Annotated in this window: 20 protein-coding genes and 1 tRNA gene; 12 read left to right on the forward strand and 9 right to left on the reverse strand. The window is 63.8% G+C overall.

Annotation, left to right across the window (positions count from 1 at the left end):
* Positions 1–28: 28 nt before the first annotated feature.
* The 4 genes from typA to AC4PTB_RS08215 form a co-directional block, all read right to left on the reverse strand.
* A complete protein-coding gene (typA, locus tag AC4PTB_RS08200) occupies positions 29–1,846 on the reverse strand; it encodes a translational GTPase TypA (protein WP_492192519.1) in 1,818 nt (605 codons plus the stop codon).
* A 69-nt stretch (positions 1,847–1,915) separates the two neighbouring features.
* On the reverse strand, positions 1,916–2,248 hold the full coding sequence (locus AC4PTB_RS08205; RefSeq protein WP_492192520.1) for a DMT family transporter: 333 nt from the start codon (positions 2,246–2,248) through the stop codon (positions 1,916–1,918).
* Positions 2,248–2,859: a YitT family protein gene (locus AC4PTB_RS08210; protein ID WP_492192521.1), complete on the reverse strand. Its 612-nt coding sequence runs from the start codon at positions 2,857–2,859 to the stop codon at positions 2,248–2,250. Before AC4PTB_RS08210 ends, AC4PTB_RS08205 begins: the two co-directional genes overlap by 1 nt.
* A gap of 39 nt (positions 2,860–2,898) precedes the next feature.
* Positions 2,899–3,516, reverse strand: a complete 618-nt coding sequence (locus AC4PTB_RS08215; protein WP_492192522.1) for a YitT family protein — start codon at positions 3,514–3,516, stop codon at positions 2,899–2,901.
* Positions 3,517–3,898: 382 nt separating this feature from the next.
* Here AC4PTB_RS08215 and AC4PTB_RS08220 point away from each other — a divergent pair, with 382 nt between their 5' ends.
* Positions 3,899–4,135, forward strand: a complete 237-nt coding sequence (locus tag AC4PTB_RS08220; protein WP_492192523.1) for a hypothetical protein — start codon at positions 3,899–3,901, stop codon at positions 4,133–4,135.
* A gap of 75 nt (positions 4,136–4,210) precedes the next feature.
* Here the strand turns inward: AC4PTB_RS08220 and AC4PTB_RS08225 are convergent, their stop codons facing one another.
* The 4 genes from AC4PTB_RS08225 to AC4PTB_RS08240 form a co-directional block, all read right to left on the reverse strand.
* Positions 4,211–5,425 (reverse strand): NADP-dependent isocitrate dehydrogenase, encoded by a 1,215-nt coding sequence (locus AC4PTB_RS08225; protein WP_492192524.1) that lies wholly within the window; start codon positions 5,423–5,425, stop codon positions 4,211–4,213.
* Between the two features lie 93 nt (positions 5,426–5,518).
* Positions 5,519–6,130, reverse strand: a complete 612-nt coding sequence (locus AC4PTB_RS08230; RefSeq protein ID WP_492192525.1) for an HD domain-containing protein — start codon at positions 6,128–6,130, stop codon at positions 5,519–5,521.
* Positions 6,127–6,354, reverse strand: a complete 228-nt coding sequence (locus tag AC4PTB_RS08235) for a hypothetical protein (RefSeq protein ID WP_492192526.1) — start codon at positions 6,352–6,354, stop codon at positions 6,127–6,129. The genes AC4PTB_RS08230 and AC4PTB_RS08235 overlap by 4 nt, the downstream gene beginning before the upstream one ends.
* 1 nt (position 6,355) lies before the next feature.
* Entirely contained in the window at positions 6,356–7,015 is a 660-nt protein-coding gene (locus tag AC4PTB_RS08240) for an alpha/beta hydrolase (RefSeq protein ID WP_492192527.1), read from the reverse strand.
* Positions 7,016–7,225: 210 nt separating this feature from the next.
* Here AC4PTB_RS08240 and iscR point away from each other — a divergent pair, with 210 nt between their 5' ends.
* From iscR to AC4PTB_RS08290, 10 genes are all read left to right on the forward strand, one after another.
* The gene (gene iscR, locus AC4PTB_RS08245; protein ID WP_492192528.1) at positions 7,226–7,684 is read left to right on the forward strand and encodes a Fe-S cluster assembly transcriptional regulator IscR; all 459 of its coding nucleotides are present in this window, start codon (positions 7,226–7,228) and stop codon (positions 7,682–7,684) included.
* Between the two features lie 120 nt (positions 7,685–7,804).
* Complete coding sequence (locus AC4PTB_RS08250) at positions 7,805–8,872, forward strand: cysteine desulfurase family protein (protein ID WP_492192529.1); 1,068 nt, start codon at positions 7,805–7,807, stop codon at positions 8,870–8,872.
* 19 nt (positions 8,873–8,891) lie between these two features.
* Positions 8,892–10,406 carry a Fe-S cluster assembly protein SufB gene (gene sufB / locus AC4PTB_RS08255; RefSeq protein WP_492192530.1) on the forward strand — a complete coding sequence of 505 codons (1,515 nt, stop codon included), beginning with the start codon at positions 8,892–8,894 and terminating at the stop codon, positions 10,404–10,406.
* Positions 10,407–10,416: 10 nt separating this feature from the next.
* Complete coding sequence (locus AC4PTB_RS08260; protein WP_492192531.1) at positions 10,417–11,010, forward strand: class I SAM-dependent methyltransferase; 594 nt, start codon at positions 10,417–10,419, stop codon at positions 11,008–11,010.
* Positions 11,011–11,040: 30 nt separating this feature from the next.
* A complete protein-coding gene (gene sufC, locus AC4PTB_RS08265) occupies positions 11,041–11,811 on the forward strand; it encodes a Fe-S cluster assembly ATPase SufC (RefSeq protein WP_492192532.1) in 771 nt (256 codons plus the stop codon).
* The gene (locus tag AC4PTB_RS08270; RefSeq protein ID WP_492192533.1) at positions 11,811–13,079 is read left to right on the forward strand and encodes a SufB/SufD family protein; all 1,269 of its coding nucleotides are present in this window, start codon (positions 11,811–11,813) and stop codon (positions 13,077–13,079) included. The genes sufC and AC4PTB_RS08270 overlap by 1 nt, the downstream gene beginning before the upstream one ends.
* A gap of 10 nt (positions 13,080–13,089) precedes the next feature.
* Complete coding sequence (locus AC4PTB_RS08275; protein WP_492192534.1) at positions 13,090–13,578, forward strand: YIP1 family protein; 489 nt, start codon at positions 13,090–13,092, stop codon at positions 13,576–13,578.
* The gene (locus AC4PTB_RS08280) at positions 13,575–14,165 is read left to right on the forward strand and encodes a YIP1 family protein (RefSeq protein ID WP_492192535.1); all 591 of its coding nucleotides are present in this window, start codon (positions 13,575–13,577) and stop codon (positions 14,163–14,165) included. Before AC4PTB_RS08275 ends, AC4PTB_RS08280 begins: the two co-directional genes overlap by 4 nt.
* A gap of 9 nt (positions 14,166–14,174) precedes the next feature.
* The gene (locus tag AC4PTB_RS08285; protein ID WP_492192536.1) at positions 14,175–15,395 is read left to right on the forward strand and encodes a cysteine desulfurase; all 1,221 of its coding nucleotides are present in this window, start codon (positions 14,175–14,177) and stop codon (positions 15,393–15,395) included.
* A gap of 73 nt (positions 15,396–15,468) precedes the next feature.
* Positions 15,469–15,545: transfer RNA gene (locus AC4PTB_RS08290), tRNA-Arg, on the forward strand.
* Positions 15,546–15,703: 158 nt separating this feature from the next.
* Here AC4PTB_RS08290 and mepK read toward each other — a convergent pair.
* On the reverse strand, positions 15,704–16,264 hold the full coding sequence (gene mepK / locus AC4PTB_RS08295; protein ID WP_492192537.1) for a peptidoglycan L,D-endopeptidase MepK: 561 nt from the start codon (positions 16,262–16,264) through the stop codon (positions 15,704–15,706).
* A 294-nt stretch (positions 16,265–16,558) separates the two neighbouring features.
* Between mepK and AC4PTB_RS08300 the strand changes: the two genes are divergently transcribed.
* The gene (locus AC4PTB_RS08300; protein ID WP_492192538.1) at positions 16,559–18,181 is read left to right on the forward strand and encodes a L,D-transpeptidase family protein; all 1,623 of its coding nucleotides are present in this window, start codon (positions 16,559–16,561) and stop codon (positions 18,179–18,181) included.
* The last annotated feature ends 30 nt before the right edge of the window (positions 18,182–18,211 follow it).

The raw sequence follows: 18,211 nt of genomic DNA on the forward strand, positions 1-18,211 counted from the left end.
GAGGGGGGCAGAGCCCCCCTTTTTCGTCTTATTCCGAGCGCGAGGCGCGTTTGCGCTCATGCGGGTCCAGAAGCCGCTTGCGCAGGCGCACGATTTTCGGCGTCACCTCGACCAGTTCGTCGTCGTCGATATAGGCGATCGCCTCTTCCAGGCTCATCCGCACCGGCGGCGTCAGGCGCACGGCCTCGTCCGTGCCCGAGGCACGCACGTTCGTCAGCTTCTTGCCCTTGAGCGGGTTCACCTCGAGGTCATTGTCGCGCGAATGCTCGCCGATGATCATGCCCTCGTAGATCTGCTCCTGCGCGCCGATGAAGAGCTTGCCGCGTTCTTCGAGGTTCCACAAAGCATAGGCGACCGAGACGCCATTCTCCATCGAGATCAGCACGCCCTGACGACGGCCCTGGATCGGGCCCTTGTAGGGCACCCAGCCGTGGAAGATCCGGTTCAACACGCCGTTGCCGCGGGTGTCGGTCATGAATTCGCCCTGATAGCCGATCAGCCCGCGCGAGGGCACATGGGCGACGATCCGGGTCTTGCCGTGACCGGCGGGGCGCATCTCGACCAGATCACCCTTGCGCGGCCCGGTCAGTTTCTCGATCACCGCGCCCGAATATTCGTCATCGACATCGACGATGACCTCTTCGATCGGCTCCATGCGTTCGCCGTTTTCCTCGCGGAAGATCACCCGCGGACGCGAGATCGACAGCTCGAAGCCTTCGCGGCGCATGTTTTCGATCAGAACGCCCATCTGCAATTCGCCGCGTCCCGAGACGACGAAAGCATCGCCCGAGGGCGTGTCCTCGACGCGGATCGCGACGTTGGTTTCGGCTTCCTTCAGCAGCCGTTCGCGGATGACGCGCGATTGCACCTTGGTACCGTCGCGGCCCGCAAGCGGGCTGTCGTTGATCCCGAAAGTAACCGAAATCGTCGGCGGATCAATCGGTTGCGAGGGGATCGGGGTGTCGATTTCCAGCGCGCAAAGCGTGTCGGCCACGGTCGCCTTGGTCATGCCGGCGATGGTGACGATATCGCCCGCTTCGGCCAGGTCGATCGGCTGTTGCGTCAAGCCGCGGAAGGCGAGGATCTTGGTGCAGCGGAATTGCTCGATCCGTTCGCCGGTGCGCGAGAGCGCCTTGAGCGTGTCGCCGACCTTGAGCCGCCCGGCCTCGACGCGGCCGGTCAGGATGCGGCCGATGAACGGGTCGGCCGAAAGCGTGGTGGCGAGCATCTGGAACGGCTCGTCGGCGCGGAATTCCTGTTTCGGCGGCTCGACATGTTCAAGGATCAGATCGAAGAGCGCGGAGAGATCCTGCCGCGGCCCGTCCAGTTCACGGTCGGCCCAGCCGCCGATCCCCGACGCATAGACATGCGGGAAATCGAGCTGCTCATCGGTCGCGCCAAGGTTGGCGAACAGGTCGAAGACCTCGTTCAGGGCGCGGTCAGGCTCGGCCGCGGGCTTGTCGACCTTGTTCAGCACGACAATCGGCTTGAGGCCCAGCGCCAGCGCCTTCGAGGTGACGAATTTCGTTTGCGGCATCGGGCCTTCGGCGGCGTCGACCAGCAGGCATACGCCATCGACCATGCTCAGGATGCGCTCCACCTCGCCGCCGAAATCGGCGTGGCCGGGGGTGTCGACGATGTTGATCCGCGTGCCCTTCCATTCGACCGAGGTGCATTTGGCCAAAATGGTGATGCCGCGTTCGCGTTCGATATCGTTGCTGTCCATCGCGCGTTCCGCGACGGCCTGATTTTCCCGGAATGCCCCGGATTGGCCCAAAAGCTTGTCCACCAGCGTCGTCTTGCCGTGGTCAACGTGTGCGATGATCGCAATATTGCGAATGTCCATGAAGTCCGCCTGTTCGAGATTTGTGCTGCCCTTACGGGAAAAGCAGCCGTTTGGCTAGAAGGAACCGCGTCAGGGATGCCCTGCGGATGAAAACAGGTTGATGACGAGGATGCCCGCGATGATCAGTCCGATGCCGAAAAGCGCGGGCGCGTCGAGTTTTTGTTGAAAGATCAGCCAGCCCGAGGCGGTGATCAGCACGATGCCGATGCCCGACCAGAGCGCATAGGTGATGCCAAGCGGCAAGGTTTTCAGCACGAGCGTAAAGAACCAGAAGGCGACGCCGAAGCCGAAAAACACGCCCAGCGTCGGCCAAAGTCGCGTGAACTGGTTTGAGGCCTGCAGGCAGGTGGAGCCGAAGGTCTCGAACAGCACCGCGATGAGAAGGTAGAGATAGGGTTTCATCACGACACGATATACCAGTCGCGGCGGTGGTTGAAGGCGATGACGAAGTTCAGAACGACGGCGCCGAGCAATGACCAGCCGATCCGGTCGAGCGGCAGGATCAGGCTGGCGATGGCAAAGAGGATCAGGTCATGGGCGAGCTGCACATGGCCCGCGCGCCAGCCGTAGCGGTCCTGCACGATCAGCGCGACGATCGAGACGCCGCCCAAGGTGCCGGAATGACGGAACAGGCCCAAAAGCCCGACCCCCGCCGAGACGCCGAACAGAAGCGCCGCGGCGGCAGGGTGGATCGTGTCCAGGACAAGGACGGGTTTGAGCGCCTCGGCCAGGATCGAGACGAAGGTCACGGTGACCAGCGATTTCACGCAAAAGACCGGGCCGCGCGCCCACCAGGCCAGCGCGAAGAAGGGGATGTTGAGCCCGAAGAACAGCGTCGAGAAATTGAGCCCGGTGGCGTAGGACAGGATCAGCGCCGTGCCCGCGGTGCCGCCCGTCACCAGCCCCGCGGCGCGCAACAGGTGAATGCCCAGAGCGGCTTGCGCCGAGGCGAGGATCAGCCCCTGAGCGTCCTCGAAAAGCGTGTAGCGGCGGGGTGATGGGTCAGCACTCATGACCCGAATATGCGTCAGAATTGCTGTCCTGTCAACGGATCAGGTGGCGATATAGCGGTCGCGGCGGTGGTTCATTGCGATGACGATGTTGATCACCAGCGCGCCCAAGGCCGAGATTGCGACGGTTTGCCAGTCGCGCAGGGTCAGGGCGAGGCCGAAGACGCAGGCATCGAAGATCAGCTGCGTCCAGCCGGCGCGAAAGCCGGTGCGGTCCTGCAGGTAAAGCGCCATGATGCCGACACCGCCGAGGCTGGCGCCGTGGCGAAAAAGCGCAAGCAGGGCTGAGCCGGAGAGAAAGCCGAAGATCACCGCGCCGACCAGCGGGTTGACATTGGCGAAGCTGACATAGCCGGGCAGGAAGGCGGCCAGCGCCGACAGCGCCGCGACCGAAAGGAAGGTCTTGATCACGAAGCCCAGCCCCATGCGCCGGTAGCCGAACCAGTAAAAGGGAATGTTGATCGCGAAGAAGACCGGGCCGAAGCCCCAGCCGGTGGCATAGCTGATCAGCACGGCCAGCCCCGCGGTCTGGCCGGTGACAAGGCCAAGGTGGGTGAGCAGCACGATGCCGAAGGCGGCCATGGTCGTGCCATAGGCGATGCCCTGGACATCATCCAGCAACGTGTGTTCGACGGGGTTTTCGGCGATGATCTCGGTCATGCGGGCTTTTCTCATGCGCCGCCGCCTCGGGCAAGGGGCTGTGGCCCTGCGGACACGGAGGGCGCGTGTCAAGCCCTGCCGTCGCCTTTTTTCTTGGCGCGACTCGGGGGCGCGTGCATGTTCCCCGCATCCGGCAATTCAGACAGGGAGGGCGGATCATGACGATTTATGCATCCATCCTCCGAACCGGTGGGCTCACTCGCGCTGCGGCAACCGCTGCCGCAGTCAATGGCACCCGCGTTTTCGCGTAAGCCGTCCGCCCCGGTGTCTTTGCACCACGTCTGATCTTCGACCGGATCCCCCCCCAAGCCTGCGTCTGGCCCCTGGCCCGTTCCGGTCTTTTCATCCCAACCCAGAGGCCGGTGCCCGCACCGGAAAGGACATGACCAGAACCGACGATTTCGCGCTGTCGCTGAGACTTGATCTTGAAACGCTGCTGGCGGCGCATGGCCCGCGGCTTGTGCTGCTGAGCCTGATGGCCGCGCTTGTCCGCCATCACCGCAACCGCGGCCTTGCCACCCGCTTTGCCGAGATGGACGACCATATGCGCCGCGACATCGGCCTGCCGCCGCGCGGGCCCACGCCGCCGATGCCGCATTGGACGCATTTCGGCTGGTAACATGCAAAGCCCATCGCAAGGCATTGAAAAAGGGCCGGGAAATCCCGGCCCTTGCAGTTTCGAAAAGATGCCGGATCAGCCCGCCAGCGCCTTGTTCAGATATTCGTCGACCTTTTCCAGATAGCCCATCGTGGTCAGCCACTTCTGATCGGGGCCGACGAGCAGCGACAGGTCCTTGGTCATGAAGCCGTCTTCGACCGTCTGCACGCAGACCTTTTCCAGCGTCGTCGCGAAAGTCATCAGCGCCGCGTTGTCGTCGAGCTTCGCGCGATGCTTCAGGCCGCCGGTCCAGGCGAAGATCGAGGCGATCGAGTTCGTCGAGGTCTCCTTGCCGGCCTGATGCTGGCGATAGTGACGGGTGACGGTGCCATGCGCGGCCTCGGCCTCGACGATCTTGCCATCGGGCGTCATCAGAACCGAGGTCATCAGGCCGAGCGAGCCGAAGCCCTGCGCCACGGTGTCGGATTGCACGTCGCCATCGTAGTTCTTGCAGGCCCAGACATAGCCGCCCGACCATTTCAGCGCCGAAGCCACCATGTCGTCGATCAGACGGTGTTCGTAATGGATGCCCGCCGCCTTGAATTTATCAGCGAATTCTTCCTCGTAGACCTTCTGGAACAGGTCCTTGAAGCGGCCGTCATAGGCCTTGAGGATGGTGTTCTTGGTCGAGAGATAGACCGGCCAGCCCTTCATCAGACCATAGTTCATCGACGACCGGGCGAAGTCGATGATCGACTGATCGAGGTTGTACATCCCCATCGCCACGCCAGCGCCGGGGGCGTCGAAGACGGTCTTTTCGATCACCGTCCCGTCCTCGCCGACGAATTTCATCGTCAGCTGGCCCTTGCCGGGGAAGTGGAAATCGGTGGCGCGGTATTGATCGCCAAAGGCGTGGCGGCCGATCACGATCGGCTGGGTCCAGCCCGGCACCAGACGCGGCACGTTCTTGCAGATGATCGGCTCGCGGAAGATCACGCCGCCCAGGATGTTGCGGATCGTGCCGTTGGGCGATTTCCACATCTGCTTGAGGTTGAATTCGGCCACCCGGGCTTCGTCGGGGGTGATCGTGGCGCATTTCACCGCCACGCCGACCTCTTTCGTCTTCAGCGCGGACTCGATGGTGATCTGGTCATTGGTGCGGTCGCGTTCCTCGATACCGAGATCATAGTAGAGCAGGTCAATGTCGAGATAGGGCAGGATCAGCTTTTTCTTGATGAAATCCCAGATGATCCGGGTCATCTCGTCGCCGTCCATCTCGACGATGGGATTTGCTACCTTGATCTTCGACATTGGGCCCTCATGCCTTGGTGACTCGTTGCCGCTTTTTAGCGGGTTTGCGCGGGTTTGACTAGTCTTGTATGCGATTGCATACCGATTTCGGAATCAGAGGCCACGGGCGCTGAACCAGGGGCGGATCTTCGCCTGCACCCAGTCCCAGACACCGGGCAGGCCGCGGGCGACCTTGGTGCCGACGCGGGTTTGTAGCTGATCCCAGGTCACGTCATATTCGAGCCACGACCCGCCGCCGGAAAGCTGGTTCAGCAGCACCGGCTGCACCCGGTCGAGCGATTTCGCGTAGATCGCCGTGGGGGTTTCGGCGGCTTCGAACTCTTCCCAAAGTGCATGAAGATCCTCGCCCAAATCCTTGGGCAGAAGGCCGAAAATGCGCTTGGCGGCTGCGGCTTCGGCGCTTTGGATTTCGGTCGAGCCATGGGCGGCGCCGCCCGCGGAATGGATCGGCACATCGCCCACGTCGATTTCCACAAGGTCGTGGATCAGAAGCATCTTGACCGCGCGCAGCGGATCGACGCCGGGTGCCGCTTCCTCGGCCAGAACCAGCGCATAAAGCGCCAGCGTCCAGCTGTGCTCGGCCGAGTTTTCACGCCGCGACCCGTCATGGATCGGCGTCGCCCGGGTGACCGATTTCAGCTTTTCCGCCTCCAGCAGGAAGGCGAAAAGCTGATCGCGCCGCGTGGCTTTCGCCGTCCCGCTCATGCGTCCCGGAGCGCCTTCAGCCGCGCCTCGAAGAAGTCGCGACCGCGATCGGCTGCCATATAGGCGCGGCAGGCGGTCATGAAGGCCTCCTGCATCGAGGGCGAGGAGGTGCCGATGAAATTGCCGACCTCCATGAACAGCCGGTCGGCCTTGTCGCCCAGCTCGCGCTGCGCCGCGATCACGTCACGGGCGAGCGCCTCGGCAAGCTCCTCGGTCAGCGCCATCTTACCGCGAACCCTCGGTCAGGCGGCGGCGGACATAGGTCTGCACCGTCTCGATCATCGGCTTCATATGGGCTTCGTCATCCTTGAAGAAGTGATCCGCCCCCTCGACCTCCGAATGGGTGATGGTGATGCCCTTCTGCTCGCGCAGCTTGCCCACCAGCGTCGCCGTGTCCTTGGGCGGGGCGATGCGGTCAGCGCTGCCGTTGATGATCAGCCCCGAAGACGGGCAGGGCGCCAGGAAGGAGAAATCGTAGATATTGGCGGGCGGCGCCACCGAGACGAAGCCGGTGATTTCGGGCCGGCGCATCAAGAGCTGCATGCCGATCCAGGCGCCAAAGGAAAAGCCCGCAACCCAGCAATGTTTCGAATTCGGGTTCATCGCCTGCAGATAATCGAGCGCCGAGGCGGCGTCGGACAATTCCCCGATGCCCTGATCATATTCACCCTGGCTGCGCCCCACGCCGCGGAAATTGAAGCGCAGCACGGTAAACCCGAGTTTGTGGAAGGCATAATGCAGATTATAGACAACGCGGTTGTTCATCGTGCCGCCATATTGCGGATCGGGATGCAGGATGATCGCGATCGGCGCATCGGGGGCGGGCTGCGGATGGTAACGTCCTTCGAGACGGCCCTCGGGGCCGGGGAAGATCACTTCGGGCATGTTCTCTCGCCTGCTGCAACGTTCTCGGGGGATCTGCGGCGGTGCGCAATCTTGACGCTTTTACCGCAAGACCCTAGGACGAAAACGTCCCGGCACGATGCCGGGATTTCGGATGCAATCGAGTTAAGCGGCCCAAGGCGCGTCGTCAATGCTTCGCCGCAGTTTCGGCGGGGTTTCCGATGCGCCGCTTGGCTTTGGCGGGGGGAAACCATGAAACTTTCGACGAAGGGGCGCTATGCGATGGTCGCGCTGGTCGATCTGGCCACCGTCGGGCCGGGGCAGATGACCTCGCTGGCCGAAATCTCGAAGCGGCAGGATATTTCGCTGCCCTATCTCGAGCAGCTTTTCGTGCGGCTGCGCCGGGCCGGGCTTGTCGCTTCGGTGCGCGGCCCGGGCGGCGGCTACCGGCTGGCCAAGACGCCCGCCGAGATCCGCATTTCCGAAGTGTTCGAGGCGGTCGATGAGACGGTCTCGGCGCTGCATGTGGGCGCGGGCGCCTCGGGCGGGGTGTCCGGCTCGCGGGCGCAATCGCTGGCGAACCGGCTTTGGGAAAGCCTTTCGGCGCAGGTTTTCGTCTTCCTGCATCAGACGACGCTGGAAGACGTGGTGAAGAATGGTCTGAAGCCTTGCCCTGCGGTGCCAAGCCTGTTTTCAGTGGTGGATGACTGACCGCGCGCCGATCACGGGCCTGATCGAAGGGCGTATTTGCGCCAAGAAAAAGCTGAGCGTTTTTTCTTGGATCAAATACGCTCTTATCGCGGGTGGGGTCTGCGCCAAGACGGGGATTGGATGACACGGGCTTATCTCGACTGGAACGCGACGACGCCGCTGCGCCCCGAGGCGAAGGCGGCGATGGTTGCGGCGATGGAGGTCGTGGGCAATCCGTCTTCGGTCCATGCCGAGGGGCGCGCGGCCAAGGCCTTGATGGAAAAGGCCCGCGCGCAGGTGGCGGCGGCTTTGGGAGCCGAGGGGGCGGATATCGTCTTCACCTCGGGCGCGACCGAGGCGGCGGCCTTGGCGCTTGCGGGGCGGGGCTGTGCGGCGGCGGCAATCGAACATGATGCGGTGGCAGCCTGGTGTGCCGACAGGCTGCCGGTCGATGGCTTCGGGCGGGTGGTGGTGACCGATCCGGGCCGCGCGACGCTGCAGCTGGCCAATTCCGAAACCGGGGTGATTCAGGATCTGCCCGCGGGGCTCTGGGCCGCCGACCTGACTCAGGCTTTCGGCAAGCTGCCCATCGCATTCAACTGGTTGGGCGTGACCTGCGGTTTCGTTTCCGCCCATAAACTGGGCGGGCCGAAGGGGATCGGGGCGCTGGTGCTGCGCCGTGGCACGGAGATTGCGTCGGCTCTGAAAGGCGGCGGGCAGGAGATGGGGCGGCGCGCGGGCACGGAAAACCTCATCGGCATTGCCGGTTTCGGCGCCGCGGCCGAGGCGGCGGCAGCCGACTTGGCACGGGGTGTGTGGGCCGAGGTTGCGGAAGTTAGAGATATTCTAAAAGAGGCACTGGAATTCCCGACGAAAGAAGTCTATTTTCCGGGATGGGAGACGCCGGAAGGGGAAACGGCTGGGCGGCCACAGGTCCTGCCCAACACGCTTTCGGTGATCGCTCCGGGCTGGAAAGGCGAGACTCAGGTGATGCGCATGGACCTTGCGGGCCATGCGGTCTCGGCGGGGTCGGCCTGTTCCTCGGGCAAGGTCCGCGCGAGCAAGGTTTTGCGCGCGATGGGCTGGTCCGACGAGCAGGCAGGGTCTGCGATCCGGGTGTCGCTCGGTCCGGGGATCGGACGGGACGAGATCTTGCGCTTTGCCGGCACATGGCGGGCGGCATATGAAAAGCACCGCGCAAGGCGCTGACGCGGAAGGGGAAAAGACGATGACGCAGGACCAGGATATCCGCGAGGGCGTGGACCGCGAGACGGTCGAGACGGTGCAGAACATGGGCTCCTACAAATACGGGTGGGAGACCGAGATCGAGATGGAATATGCGCCCAAGGGCATTTCCGAAGATATCGTGCGGCTGATTTCGGCGAAGAACAACGAGCCGGACTGGATGCTCGAGTGGCGGCTGGAGGCCTATCGGCGCTGGGTCGAGATGGAGATGCCGGATTGGGCGCTTCTGAAGCTGCCCGAGATCGACTATCAGGATCTTTACTATTATGCCCGGCCGAAAAGCATGGTCGAAAAGCCGAAATCGCTTGACGAGGTCGATCCGAAGCTGCTGGCGACCTATGAGAAACTGGGGATTCCGCTGAAGGAGCAGATGATCCTGGCCGGCGTCGAGGGGGCCGAGAATATCGATCTGTCGAACCGGCAGGTGGCGGTGGATGCGGTGTTCGATTCGGTCTCTGTCGGCACCACCTTCAAGGAGAAGCTGGCCGAGGCCGGGGTGATCTTCTGTTCGATCTCCGAGGCGATCAAGGAGCATCCCGAGCTGGTGAAGCAGTATCTGGGCTCGGTCGTGCCGCAGACCGACAACTTCTTTGCGACGCTCAACTGCGCGGTCTTCTCGGACGGGTCTTTCGTTTATGTGCCGCCGGGGACGCGCTGCCCGATGGAGCTGTCGACCTATTTCCGCATCAACGCGGAAAACACCGGGCAGTTCGAGCGCACGCTGATCATCTGCGACAAGGGCGCCTATGTGAGCTACCTTGAGGGTTGCACGGCGCCGAAACGGGACACCGCGCAACTCCATGCGGCGGTTGTGGAAATTGTCGTTCTGGAAGATGCCGAGGTGAAATATTCCACGGTGCAGAACTGGTTCCCCGGCGATGAGGAGGGCAAGGGCGGCATCTACAACTTCGTCACCAAGCGGGCCGATTGCCGCGGTGCGCGGGCGAAGGTGATGTGGACCCAGGTCGAAACCGGCTCGGCGATCACCTGGAAATATCCGTCCTGCATCCTGCGCGGCGACGAGTCTCAGGGCGAGTTCTATTCGATCGCCATCGCGAACAACTTCCAGCAGGCCGATACCGGCACGAAGATGGTGCATCTGGGCAAGAACACGCGCTCGCGCATCGTCTCGAAGGGGATCTCGGCGGGGCAGGCGCAGAACACCTATCGCGGGCTGGTCAGCATGCATCCGCGGGCGAAGAATTCGCGCAACTATACGCAATGCGACAGCCTGCTGATTGGCGACAAATGTGGGGCGCATACGGTCCCCTATATCGAGGTGAAGAACAACTCGTCCCGGGTCGAGCATGAGGCGACGACCTCCAAGGTCGACGACGATCAGCTGTTCTATTGCCGCGCCCGGGGCGTGGGCGAGGAAGAGGCGGTGGCGCTGGTGGTCAACGGCTTCTGCCGCGAGGTGCTGCAGGCGCTGCCGATGGAATTCGCGATGGAGGCGCAAAGCCTCGTTGCGATCAGTCTTGAAGGCTCGGTGGGCTGAGGTGGCGGAGATGAGCTCCGGGATCGAACGGCCGCAAATGATCCTGCCCGAAGCCGAGGCCGAGGCCTTGCGGGTGGCCTTTGCCGCGGCCGGGGTGATCCTCGAATATGGCTCGGGCGGATCTACGGTGCTGGCGGCGGAAATGCCCGGCAAGGTGGTGTTCTCTGTCGAAAGCGATCCCGACTGGCTGGCGATGATGCGCAGCTGGTTCGAGGCCAACCCGCCGCAAGCGCAGCTGGTGCTGCATCACGGCGATATCGGGCCGACCAAGGCTTGGGGGAAGCCGAAGGATAACGCCGCTTTCCAGAAATGGCCCGACTATCCGATCAGTGTCTGGGACCGGCCCGATTTCGTCCACCCCGATCTGGTGCTGATCGACGGGCGCTTTCGGTCGGCCTGTTTCCTGACCACGCTGTTTCGCATCACCCGGCCGGTGACCGTGCTGTGGGATGATTATACGATCCGTCCCGAGTATCATCCGATGGAAACCTTCTGCCAGCCCGTCCGCACGATCGGGCGCATGGCGGAATTCCATCTGACCCCGACCGCCATCCCGGCCGAGAAACTTGGCCTCATCCTTTCCACCTATCTGTGCCCGAACTGACCCGGCGCCGCTGACCGCAAGGACGAAAACATGCTTGAAATCAACAATCTGCACGTCAAACTTGAAGAAGGCGAAAAGGTCATTCTGAAGGGGATGACCCTGACGGTCGAGACGGGTAAGGTGCATGCGATCATGGGGCCGAACGGCTCTGGCAAGTCGACGATGAGCTATGTGCTGGCGGGCCGTCCGGGCTATACCGTCACCGGGGGCTCGGCGAAGCTGCAGGGGCAGGAGCTTCTGGAGATGGAGCCCGAGGCGCGGGCGGCGGCGGGTCTGTTCCTGGCCTTCCAGTATCCGGTCGAGATCCCGGGCGTGGGCAACATGACCTTCCTGCGCACGGCGCTGAATGCGCAGCGCAAGGCGCGGGGCGATGACGAGCTTTCGGCGGGCGAATTCCTGAAACTGGTGCGCGACAAGGCGAAATCGCTGAAAATCGATGCCGAGATGCTGAAGCGTCCGGTCAATGTCGGCTTCTCGGGCGGAGAGAAAAAGCGCAACGAGATCCTGCAGATGGCGATGCTGGAACCGAAGATGTGCATCCTGGACGAGACCGACTCGGGGCTTGATGTCGATGCGATGCGGCTGGTGTCCGAAGGCGTGAACGCGTTGCGCTCTGCCGGGCGCAGCTTCCTTGTGATCACACACTATCAGCGGCTTCTCGATCATATTCAGCCCGATGTCGTGCATATCATGGCCGATGGCCGCATCCTGCAGAGCGGCGGCCCCGATCTGGCGCTGGAGGTCGAGAAGAACGGCTATGCCGAGATCCTCGCTGCGCATGGGATGACGGAGGCGAAGTGATGGCGACGAAAGAGGAAATCCTTGCGGCGCGGCTTGCGGGCCTCGCCGCCGCTCCGGGGCTGGCCGGGCCGCGGGCGGCGGCGCGGGCGCGTCTGACGGCGATCGGCCTGCCCGGTCGGCGCGACGAATACTGGCGCTGGACCGATCCGGCGGCGCTGAATGCGCTTACCCCCGCGGCGGCGACAGCGGCCGAAGAAGACGAGGCCCCGCTGTTCGATGCGCTCGACCGGCTGAAGATCGTTTTCGTCGATGGCGTCTTCGATGCCGCGGCCTCGGATGATCTGGTGCTGGCCGGGGTCGAAATCGCGCGGCTTGCCGATAAGATCCCGGGCTGGGCCGAAGCGCTCTACGGCACGCTGGAAGCCGCGGGGCAGGAGCCGGTGAAACGGCCCTTTGCGGCGCTGAACACGGCGCAGGCGACCGATGGCGTCCTGATCCGGGTGACGGCCGCTGCCGCAAAGCCGATCAACCTGATTTATGTCCATAAGTCAGAGACTTCCGATCCGATCCTGCATCATCTGGTGCAGCTGGAACCGGGGGCGGAGCTGACGCTTCTGGAAACCGGACCGGCCGGGGCGCGGTTCAACAAGGTGATGGAGGTCGATCTGGCCGCGGGGGCGCGCTTCCATCACATCCGCGCGCAAGGACCGGACAGCGAACGCCGCGCCGTCACCCATGTCTTCGCGCGGGTTGCGGAAAAGGCGCTGTTCAAAAGCTTTACGGTGACTGTCAACGGCGCGCTGACCCGCAACGAAGCGGTAATCGAGATTATCGGCAATGATGCGGTGGCCCATGTCGCCGGGGCCGCGCTTGGCGATGGCGCGACCGGGGCGTTTCATCACGACGATACCGTCTTCGTCACCCATGCCGGGCTGCGCTGCGAAAGCCGTCAGGTGTTCAAGAAAGTGCTCAAACACGGCGCCATCGGCACGTTTCAGGGCAAGATCCTGGTCAAACCCGGTGCGCAGAAGACCGACGGCTATCAGATCAGCCAGTCGCTGCTGCTCGATGACGACAGCCAGTTCCTTGCCAAGCCCGAGCTCGAGATTTATGCCGATGATGTGAAATGTTCGCATGGCTCGACCACCGGGGCGATCGACGAGACCGCGCTGTTCTATCTGCGCTCGCGCGGCGTCCCCGAGGAAGAGGCCAAGGGCTTGCTGGTCCTGTCCTTTCTCGCCGATGCCATCGACGAGATCGAGGATGCGGGGCTGAAAGAGGAGATCGTCGCGCGGCTGGAAACCTGGCTGGCGCGACACAGGGGCTGAGGAGAGAGACATGGCCGCGGTCGAAGACATCCTGCGCAGCTACCGGCGCCCGCGCGTCGTGATCCGGGAGCATCTGGCGCGGATGCGCTCGGAGCCGCGGCTGTTCAGCTTTCTGTTCTCGGCGCTGTTGCTGATGTTCGTGGCGCAATGGCCGGCGCTGGCGCGGCAGCATTTCCAGACCCCGGATGTGCCGATGCCGGGCCTGCTTCTGGGCACGGCGCTGGCGCTGGCGGCGACGACGCCGTTCTTTTACGCGCTGGCCTTTCTGGTCACCCAGGTCACCCGACTGTTCCGCGGTCGCGGTGATGGTTACGGCGGCAGGCTGGCGCTTTTTTGGGCGCTTTTCGCGGTCTCGCCGCTGATGCTGCTGCAGGGGCTGACGCAGGGCATGATCGGGCCGGGGCCGCAGGCGAATGCGGTCGCGGCGGTCGTTTTCGCGGTCTTCGCGGTGATCTGGGGCGCGGGTCTGCGGGTGACCCAGTTCGAGGGCCGGACATGAGCTTTGCGCTCTATCTGCAGCTGGTGCGGCTGAGCTTCGTCGATCCGGCGACGGCGGCGCTTCGGGTAACCCGGCTCCTGGACCGTGCCTCGGTGCGATGGCTGGCTTTCGGCGCGGTGATTGCGGCGGGCGCGGCGCTTGGACTGCTCAGCGAGATCCTGTTTGCGCTGATCACCGGCATCGATCTGGGACCGGCGGCTTCGCCCTTTCTGATGGCGGCGATTCAGGGCGCCTTGCTGATTTATTCCGCCTTCGCCATGGCCTTCTTCGGGCGTCAGTTCGGCGGTCAGGGCCGGTTTGGCGAGGCTTTCGCGCTGATGGTCTGGATTCAGGCGATCATGCTGGGCGCGCAGCTGGTGCAGGCGGCGGTGATGCTGCTGTTCCCGATCATCGGCGTGCTGATGACGCTGGCGCTTTTCGGCGTGCTTTTGTGGCTGATCACGCTGTTCACCGCGGCGCTGCACGGGTTCGAAAACCTGCTGCTGACCGGGGCGGGCGTGCTGGTGGTGTTCTTCGGCTCGGCGATGCTGATCGGCTCGGGCCTTCTGGCGACGGGGCTCAGCCCCGCGCTTTTGACGGAAAGCTGAGGGAACAGAATGTACGATGTCGCCCGGATCCGCGCCGATTTCCCGATCCTGTCGCGGCAGGTGAACGGCAGACCGCTCGTCTATCTCGACAACGGCGCCTCGGCGCAAAAGCCCGCCTGCGTGATCGAGGCGATGACGCAGATGTACACGCAGGATTATGCTAACGTTCACAGGGGCTTGCACACCCTTTCGAATATTTCGACCGAGCGTTATGAGGCCGTGCGCGGCATCATCGCCCGGTTTCTGGGCGCCCCTTCCGAGGACAAGATCGTCTTCACCACCGGCTCGACCGAGGGGATCAATCTGGTATCCTACGCCTGGGCCGCGCCGCGGCTGCAGCCGGGCGACGAGATCGTGCTGTCGATCATGGAGCATCACGCCAATATCGTGCCTTGGCATTTCCTGCGCGAGCGGCAGGGCGTGGTGCTGAAATGGGTCGAGATCGAACCCGACGGCAGCCTGCCCGCGGAAAAGGTGCTGGAAGCGCTCGGCCCGCGCACGAAGCTGGTGGCGATCACCCAGATGTCGAACGTGCTGGGCACGGCGGTCGATGTGAAGACGATCTGCGCGGGGGCGCACGAAAAGGGCGTGCCGGTGCTGGTCGACGGCTCGCAGGGCGCGGTGCATGCGCCGGTCAATGTCGCCGATCTGGGCTGCGATTTCTACGCCATCACCGGGCACAAGCTTTACGGGCCAAGCGGCTCTGGGGCGATCTACATCAAAAGCGCGCGGATGGCGGAGATGCGCCCCTTCCTCGGCGGCGGCGACATGATCGCCACTGTCAGCCGCGATAGCGTCACCTACAACAGCGCGCCGATGAAATTCGAGGCGGGCACGCCCGGGATCGTGCAGCAGGTGGGCCTCGGCGTCGCGCTGGACTATCTGATGGGCCTTGGCATGGACAATGTCGCCGCGCATGAGGCCGCCTTGCGTGCCTATGCCGAGGCGAAGTTCAAGGGCCTGAACTGGCTGCATATTCAGGGCAACGCCAAGGACAAGGGGGCGATCTTTTCGATGACGCTTGATGGTCCGGCGCATGCGCATGACATCTCGACGATTCTCGACAAGCGCGGCGTGGCAGTGCGGGCGGGGACGCATTGCGCGATGCCGCTGATGGCGCATCTGGGGCTGAGCGCCACGGCGCGGGCCTCGTTCGGGCTTTACAACACGACCGAGGAGGTCGATGCGCTGGTCTCGGCGCTGGAGCTTTGCCACGAGCTTCTGGCCTGAGCAAACTCGGCCAAGAAAATCCGGTCAAAGCGGTTGCAGCCGGAAAAGCTTTCGAGTATCAACCGGTCACGCGGCACCCGTAGCTCAGCTGGATAGAGTACTGCCCTCCGAAGGCAGGGGTCACAGGTTCGAATCCTGTCGGGTGCGCCAAAACTCCCCCGGAACTTCGTCAAAATACATCTATGGAATGTGGTTTTACGCAGGGTTTTCCCCTGCCGTGAAAACCGCTCAACAGATTGGCGCAAAACAGAAAAGCGCCGCAAGGCGACGCTTTCTCCGGAAAGTTTTCCTCAGGGGGAAAGGCGGGCTCAGCCCTGCCAGCTGCGGATGTCACCGCAATCCATATGCACGAAATCCGAGCGCGCATATTTGCCGACGCCGCCCGCGCGACAGGACAGGGCGGCGGAATAGATCTGCCCGACCGAGCGCGATTTCATCCGCAGATCCGCCGCCATCCCGCGCATGTGCAGCGAATTGCGCGCCACCCCGCCCGAGCGCGCGCGCAGCATCGCATTGGTCGCGGGCGAGCGGTAGCCCGACAGCAGCATATAGGGTTCGGAGGTGTCGAGCAGACGATGCGAGGCGGCGGCGATATCGACGGTGCGCGGATCGATCGTCTTGATGTCATTCGTGCGCCAGTCGCGCATGAAACGGGTGATTTCCTTCATCGCCTCGGGGATATATTCGCCCTCGATCCAGTAGATCGTATCAAGGCGTTCGCCGGTGCGGCCGGAATACATGTGGATCCGACGGATGTCGCCTGCGCCACGCAAAAAGCTGAAGGCGTTGGAGGCTTTCGGGGCAGCTACCACAAGCGTGGCAGCAAAGGCCGCAAGAAGCCCGCGACGAGAAGTCGTGATCGTGCTCATATTGGTTCGCCTGTCCCTCGGTCTGTGCCGTCTGAAGTTCGCGGCTTGATCCGGACTTACCCGGATTCCGTGGCAAACTTATGGCACGAAGCGAATCGTGTTTCAAATTGTCATTTTTCGCGGGTAGGGAAAACCGGACCTTTTCGGCAATTTCTTGCCGGAGCCCGCTTCTGTGGCCGGTTTGCATCTGTCCCGCAGCCGAGGCGGGGAAAGCCCCGGCGAAACCGCCTGCGGGGTGGACTTGGCCCCGGTTTTCCCACAGGTTGCGAGCTGCTTTTCTGTGGCGGGGACAGAATGACTGCATCTTGTCTTGGGGTTGGCCGGGCCGCCCTTGTTGCGATGATGATGGCCGGGGCGGCACTGGCGCCCTTTGTCGGGGCAGGTCCGGCCCGGGCGCAGATGCTTTCGGGCTTTGCCCAGGCGGTGGCGGAAACGGCGGCGGCCGAGCCCGCGCTGGCCGCCTTTTATGCGGCGCGTGGCCATGCGCCGCTCTGGACCACCGCCGAGGCCGCGTCGCGTCGGGCGGCCTTCTTTGCCGCGCTCGATCAGGCCGATGCCAATGGCCTGCCGGTGGCGCGCTATGGCGCCGAGGATCTGCGCACCCGTTTCGCCACGATCGAGACCGAACGCGAGCGCGGCCAGCTTGATGCGGCGATGTCGCTGGCCTATCTCGCGTGGGCGCGCGACATTTCCTCGGGGGCGCTCGAACCGAAGAAGATCGATGCCGGGATCGTGCGCGACATTCACCGCCCCGATCCGCAGGCGCTGCTGAACGGGCTGCTCTCCAGCCCCGCCCCGGCGCGGTTCCTGCGCGATCTGGCGCCGAAATCGCCGCGCTATGCGGCGCTGGTCAAGGCGCGGCTCGATCTGCAGGCCGAGATCGCCGCGGGCGGCTGGGGGCCGCAGGTCGCGGCAAAGCGGCTTGGCCCGGGCGACAGCGGTCCGGCGGTGATCGCGCTGCGTGACCGGCTGATCCGCATGGGCTATCTGGGCCGTTCGGTCAGTGCGACCTATGACGGCGCCCTGCGCAAGGCGGTGCAGAGCTATCAGCTGGATCAGGGGCTCAAGGCCGATGGCGTCGCGGGCGAGGGCACGCTTTCGCGGATCAACCGCGCCCCCGAGGCGCGGATGAAAGCGATCCTTGTGGCGATGGAGCGGCTGCGCTGGATGAACGGGCTGGATCTGGGCCGTCGCCACATCTGGGTGAACCTGCCCGATTTCACCGCCCGCATCGTTGATGACGGCAAGATGAGCTTCGAGACGGTGACCGTGGTCGGCATGAACCAGGGCGACCGCCGCACGCCGGAATTTTCCGACGTGATGGAGATGATGGTGATCAACCCGAGCTGGTCGGTGCCGCGCTCGATCACCGTCAAGGAATATCTGCCGATGATGCAGCGCAACCCGGGCGCGGCAGGGCATATCCAGCTGGTGGACAGCCGCGGCCGGACGGTGTCGCGCGAGTCGGTGAATTTCGCCGCCTATAACGCGCGCAACTTCCCCTTTGCGATGCGCCAGGCGCCCTCGGACGGCAATGCGCTGGGGCTGGTGAAGTTCCTCTTCCCCAATCCCCACAACATCTATCTGCATGACACGCCGTCGAAATCCCTGTTCCAAAAGGATGTCCGCGCCTTCAGCCATGGCTGCATCCGGGTCGGGCGGCCCTTTGATCTGGCCTATGCGCTGCTCGCCGCGCAGGAGACCGACCCCGAGGGCTATTTCCAGTCGGTGCTGAAGACCGGAGCCGAGACGACGGTGAAGCTGCGCGATCCGGTGCCGGTGCATCTGGTCTATTTCACCGCCTTCCCGAATGCCCAGGGCCGGATCGAATATCGCGAGGATGTCTATGGGCGGGATGCTGCGCTCTTTGCCGCTCTGGAGAAGGCGGGGGTGGCATTGGGGCCGCTGACGAATTAAATCGGGGACGAGGCGCGGGACGGCGCCGGT

The organism is Rhodobacter sp. 4.3.4, from assembly GCF_058724655.1.

Bases quoted from the DNA above. Each gene is read 5' to 3' on its own strand.
- typA (WP_492192519.1), bottom strand. From the start codon at position 1,846: ATGGACATTCGCAATATTGCGATCATCGCACACGTTGACCACGGCAAG.
- AC4PTB_RS08205 (WP_492192520.1), bottom strand. From the start codon at position 2,248: ATGAAACCCTATCTCTACCTTCTCATCGCGGTGCTGTTCGAGACCTTC.
- AC4PTB_RS08210 (WP_492192521.1), bottom strand. From the start codon at position 2,859: ATGAGTGCTGACCCATCACCCCGCCGCTACACGCTTTTCGAGGACGCT.
- AC4PTB_RS08215 (WP_492192522.1), bottom strand. From the start codon at position 3,516: ATGACCGAGATCATCGCCGAAAACCCCGTCGAACACACGTTGCTGGAT.
- AC4PTB_RS08220 (WP_492192523.1), top strand. From the start codon at position 3,899: ATGACCAGAACCGACGATTTCGCGCTGTCGCTGAGACTTGATCTTGAA.
- AC4PTB_RS08225 (WP_492192524.1), bottom strand. From the start codon at position 5,425: ATGTCGAAGATCAAGGTAGCAAATCCCATCGTCGAGATGGACGGCGAC.
- AC4PTB_RS08230 (WP_492192525.1), bottom strand. From the start codon at position 6,130: ATGAGCGGGACGGCGAAAGCCACGCGGCGCGATCAGCTTTTCGCCTTC.
- AC4PTB_RS08235 (WP_492192526.1), bottom strand. From the start codon at position 6,354: ATGGCGCTGACCGAGGAGCTTGCCGAGGCGCTCGCCCGTGACGTGATC.
- AC4PTB_RS08240 (WP_492192527.1), bottom strand. From the start codon at position 7,015: ATGCCCGAAGTGATCTTCCCCGGCCCCGAGGGCCGTCTCGAAGGACGT.
- iscR (WP_492192528.1), top strand. From the start codon at position 7,226: ATGAAACTTTCGACGAAGGGGCGCTATGCGATGGTCGCGCTGGTCGAT.
- AC4PTB_RS08250 (WP_492192529.1), top strand. From the start codon at position 7,805: ATGACACGGGCTTATCTCGACTGGAACGCGACGACGCCGCTGCGCCCC.
- sufB (WP_492192530.1), top strand. From the start codon at position 8,892: ATGACGCAGGACCAGGATATCCGCGAGGGCGTGGACCGCGAGACGGTC.
- AC4PTB_RS08260 (WP_492192531.1), top strand. From the start codon at position 10,417: ATGAGCTCCGGGATCGAACGGCCGCAAATGATCCTGCCCGAAGCCGAG.
- sufC (WP_492192532.1), top strand. From the start codon at position 11,041: ATGCTTGAAATCAACAATCTGCACGTCAAACTTGAAGAAGGCGAAAAG.
- AC4PTB_RS08270 (WP_492192533.1), top strand. From the start codon at position 11,811: ATGGCGACGAAAGAGGAAATCCTTGCGGCGCGGCTTGCGGGCCTCGCC.
- AC4PTB_RS08275 (WP_492192534.1), top strand. From the start codon at position 13,090: ATGGCCGCGGTCGAAGACATCCTGCGCAGCTACCGGCGCCCGCGCGTC.
- AC4PTB_RS08280 (WP_492192535.1), top strand. From the start codon at position 13,575: ATGAGCTTTGCGCTCTATCTGCAGCTGGTGCGGCTGAGCTTCGTCGAT.
- AC4PTB_RS08285 (WP_492192536.1), top strand. From the start codon at position 14,175: ATGTACGATGTCGCCCGGATCCGCGCCGATTTCCCGATCCTGTCGCGG.
- mepK (WP_492192537.1), bottom strand. From the start codon at position 16,264: ATGAGCACGATCACGACTTCTCGTCGCGGGCTTCTTGCGGCCTTTGCT.
- AC4PTB_RS08300 (WP_492192538.1), top strand. From the start codon at position 16,559: ATGACTGCATCTTGTCTTGGGGTTGGCCGGGCCGCCCTTGTTGCGATG.